The organism is Serratia sp. LTN-2 (assembly GCF_059740205.1).
Genome location: NZ_JCAXDO010000043.1, coordinates 1,866 through 2,596 on the forward strand (window position 1 = coordinate 1,866; position 731 = coordinate 2,596).

The following is a 731-nucleotide window of genomic DNA, read 5'->3' on the forward strand; positions in this document are numbered from 1 at the left end:
ATCTCACCGCGTATCGATTCGTACCCTTCCAGTAAATCAGTCCGGGCTGCCCTTCGAATTTCATCCCTGGCGGTAGGACCAGAAATTTTCCCTTGTCGTCCGCCTGCATCGTCATGCCCCACGTCTTCGCGTTCAGCTTCGCCAGCGTCTCGCGCTGCGCCTCGATGTCCGCGTTCAGCCGGTTGAGTTCCCTCTGGCTCGTCTGAATATCGTCGTTCAGGCTCCACAAATATCCCCCGCACATCCCGACCAGTAACCCGGTCGTTATCACGATACTTACCCATTTGCGCCTGACCATCCGGTACACGTTCAGGCGGTGCGACTCCAGCACCGCGTTCATCCCCTCCGTATGTCCGGCTATGGCGGCGCTGATTTTCTGCTCGCTTGAGCGCAATGCCTCGCTCACACGCCGTTCGTGCTCGCTGAACTCTCGCCTCAGCATCTGCTCGGTAGCGTTCGCCTGCGCGCTCAATTTCTTCTCGGTGTCCTTCGCCATATCTAAAAGACTGCTCATACAACGCTCCTTTCAGCCGTAAATTGCGCCCGCCCTCCGGGTCGGCGAGGCTGATACTGCTTTTGGTTACCCGGGCCACCGTAAAACCAGCTCCTTCCAGCGCCTGTATCACGTCCTCACGCGTTTTTAGCTCCCCAGCCACTACTAGCTGCGCCAAACCCGCCGTAATCGCTTCTGCGGCTTCCTGCTTCGTTTTCGGCAGGCTGTTCGGCGTCAC

At 58.4% G+C, this 731-nt stretch carries 1 protein-coding gene; it reads right to left on the reverse strand.

The features are described 5' to 3' along the window. A partial coding sequence (locus AC6BYQ_RS27865) for an MbeB family mobilization protein (RefSeq protein WP_498057866.1) occupies positions 1 to 514 on the reverse strand: 514 nt, incomplete at its 3' end. Positions 515 to 731: the final 217 nt, after the last annotated feature.